The organism is Nostocoides australiense Ben110, assembly GCF_001050535.1.
Lineage (GTDB): Bacteria > Actinomycetota > Actinomycetes > Actinomycetales > Dermatophilaceae > Nostocoides_A > Nostocoides_A australiense.
The window spans coordinates 2,955,211-2,958,416 of record NZ_HG764815.1; the positions used below are offsets into that span (position 1 = coordinate 2,955,211).

Consider the following 3,206-nt stretch of genomic DNA (forward strand, 5'->3'; position numbering starts at 1 on the left):
GCGGTCGAACCGTGCGCGTCGCGGGGCGGCTGGTGCGGGTCTTCGATGGGGCGGCCCCGGGTAGGTGGGGGCGGTGGGGTCGGGGCGCCATTGCCGCGTCGAGAAGTGGGGTTCAGGTCTATATCAGGCATGCGTTGGGGGCTCGGGGTCGATCGCGGACTCCCTGAACGACGCCTCAGGTCACGAAATGGTTACCGCGTTCGGCCAAATGTGGCGCTCATCACACCACCGGGCGGGCGGTCAGCGTGCGACGAACTGGCGCAGGGCGAGGGCCACGTCGGAGGAGACGCTCGCGGGACCGCCGAGGATGACGATATTGCGCGGAGCGAGCCGCGTCAGCTCCGACGCGATGGCGCTCGGGACCGCGTTCTCCTTCACCAGCGCGCCGCGGGCGAGGCGCGGGTCGATAGACCGTGACGTCGCCGATGGTGACATGGGCCGTGGTCTCGGTGCGGGCCGCGTGGCCGTCGGCCTGCGGCGGACCATCGACGATGATCTGGGTGAGCTGACCGCTGACCGTGATCGAGGTCCCTGCGGACGTCCAGGAAGCTCCGGCCGAGGAGCCCCCGGCCATCACGACCACTGCGGTGGCACCGGACGCCAGGACGCACGTGCGACGGTTGGCCGACGTATTCTTTCTCCGCTCCACGACTTCAGCTCCTTCGTTGCGATTCCGCCGGGACAAGGCCGGCTCGGTGCGCTGCCTCCTGACTGGGATGACGCCGCTGAGGTCCCGGAGGTTGCGCCCGGTGGACCACTTCTTCGTGATCCTGCCGGAGGCCGGTCGTGGGCGATAGACATCACATCGGCCACGAGATGCGAGTCACAGTGCCGACATACCGTCACCGGTATATGGTCGGAGGTGACGCAGCCTCGGTCGGCGGCCCCACCTCACAGACGACCGGGGCTGCTCTCGTTGTCTCTCAAGGGTTTTCGGGACCTGCCGGAGGGTCGAAGTCGCCGGCATCGCTCTGCGGCTGCGCCAGCGCGTCGAGCGCGAAGGTCGGAGTGATGAAGAGGCCTTCCGCCTCCACGGTGACCGCCCCGTGCGCATCTCGCAGGTCACCACGCACGAGGGTCTTGCGCCCCGTTGTCTCGGCAATGTGCGCCTGCGCGGTGATCGTGCCGAGTGGGGTGGGCCGGCGATAGGTGAGGTTGAGGTATGCCGTCAACCCCGGTTTCCCGGCCAGCGCAGGCACCGTGCCGAGGACCTGGTCGAGGACCAGGGCGATGATGCCGCCGTGCACGCGCCCGGGAGGGCCCTCGTGGGCCGCGCCGAGAACCACCGTGCAGCTGGCCGAGTGGTCGGGATGCTTCTCGATGTGCAGCGGCGGCGCGAGCGGATTGCGCAGTCCCACAGCCGGATTGCCGTGATCGCGCAGCCGTCCGTCACTCGCGACCTGCAACCCCAACGGGCCCTCTTGGGCCTCGGCCGCGAGCCGCCGGGTCAACTCATCGACCTCCCAGGCGACGTCGTGCGCGTCCTCGGCCGGGATCTGCGTCCGTACGGTCAGGTCGATCAGCCGCCGGACCGATTCGGCGAGCGCCTCATAAGCCTGCTCCTGCTCCGCAAGCCCGTCCGGGTCGTCGACGGGCAACACGATCGGGAAGAGGCCGTCGGTCATGGCCGAAACTCTAGGCTTCGCGACCGATGCGGTCGCGCGCGCCCTCTGGAGTCATCGCCTGCTGTGAAGCACGCCCGTCGGGACTCAGTGCAAGTCGGGGACTCAGTGCATGTCGGGGACCTGTTCGCGCGCATCGGCGTAGCTGAGGCCGGTGAGCTCGAGCAGATCGACCAGGATGCTGCGGGTCTGGGCGATGATGACGGCGGTGGACAGGGTCAGGTCGCTCACGTCGATCTGCGATGTGGCGTCGGCGACCGCGGTGATGCGGGGACGGGCGCGCTCGGGCATCCGGCGGGCATACAGCTCGCTGGCGCAGAACTCCATCACGCCCGCCGTCTGATCGACGAGCGCGACGACCGGCGCGGGCACCGGGTCCTGGCGCCAGACGGCCACACTGACGCGGCGGGCGAGAACCCGCAGATTGCGCAGCATCCGATCGAGCGGGGCGACGATCTCGGCGACGGCCTGGACGTGGTCCCGGTGTTGGCGCATCAACGGCGAATAGCGCACCAGCGCGATGCCTTCGGAGGATGCCTCGGAGAGCGCGCGCAACTTGCCCTCGGTGCTGCGGGCCCGGGCCAGGACCTCGTCGGCGGCGTTCTCGTCACCGGACCGGAGTGCGGCGGTGGCGGCATACAGCGTCTCGGCGGCCTCGTAGAGCACCTGGGCGGCCTTCATCCGCGGCTTCTGCACCGGAGAGGTCGGCGCGACGAGAGCGAACACAAGGGCGATGGCGCAGCCGAGCAGGGCGTCGAGCCACCGGCTCACGCCCTCGTCCGGGTTGGGGAACAGCGTCACCACGGTGGCGGCCTGGATGCCCGCCTGATTGACCATGAGGATCTTCGCGCCGACCCAGATGGCGATCGACATCGCGACGAACACGACCAGGCTGATCTGCCAGGCGCCGGTGCCGACGAGGGCGACGAAGAGGTCACCGACGAACACGCCGACGAAGACGCCGACGGCGACCTGGACCACCCGGCTGATGCGCTGGCCGAAGGACAGGCCGAGACAGATGATTGCCGCCACGGCGGCGAAGAAGGGCAGCTGATGGCCGAGGAGATGCTGCCCGAGGAACCACGCCAGCCCGGCGGCGATGGCGATCTGACTCATCATGAACAGGTGCTCGCGCCACCGTTGGACCCGGCGGCGGTTGGAGTCCAAGCCTGCGCGACCGGCGCGTTCACTGAGGTCGAAGGCGCGCAGCGAGAACTCGTGGAAAGTCTCGCCGATCCCACTGGGCTTCGGACGCATCACCCCCCCATTGTCTGGCGTTCGACGCCGGACTTGACACGCCCGACATAACGACATATCTTTGTCATGTCGCTGCAAGCCAGCGAACCGGATGATCGGGCGAGGGGATCGCCCACCCGAATCCCGCGAGCCGCCCCACCGGAGGCGGCCCCACGACATACCGCCAGCGATGGCAGCAAGGAGATGCTCACCATGAGCAACGACCGACACGACTACGAAAGTCAAGAGGACCGTGACGACTTCGGCGGCGAGCGCCGTCACCGCGGACCGCGCGGCCCGCATGAGCACCGCGGCCACCACAACGGCCCCCGCGGCCGCCGCCCTCAG

General features: G+C 69.1%; 3 protein-coding genes. All 3 read right to left on the reverse strand.

What is annotated here, in order from left to right; translation table 11 throughout:
- Positions 1-240 precede the first annotated feature (240 nt).
- The 3 genes from BN11_RS22845 to BN11_RS14230 all read right to left on the reverse strand — a co-directional run bounded on the left by BN11_RS22845 (position 241) and on the right by BN11_RS14230 (position 2,879).
- Entirely contained in the window at positions 241-378 is a 138-nt protein-coding gene (locus BN11_RS22845; RefSeq protein ID WP_162213241.1) for a hypothetical protein, read from the reverse strand.
- 545 nt (positions 379-923) lie between these two features.
- The gene (locus BN11_RS14225; protein ID WP_053084117.1) at positions 924-1,625 is read right to left on the reverse strand and encodes a PaaI family thioesterase; all 702 of its coding nucleotides are present in this window, start codon (positions 1,623-1,625) and stop codon (positions 924-926) included.
- 102 nt (positions 1,626-1,727) lie between these two features.
- Positions 1,728-2,879 (reverse strand): FUSC family protein, encoded by a 1,152-nt coding sequence (locus BN11_RS14230; RefSeq protein WP_048698681.1) that lies wholly within the window; start codon positions 2,877-2,879, stop codon positions 1,728-1,730.
- Positions 2,880-3,206 lie beyond the last annotated feature (327 nt).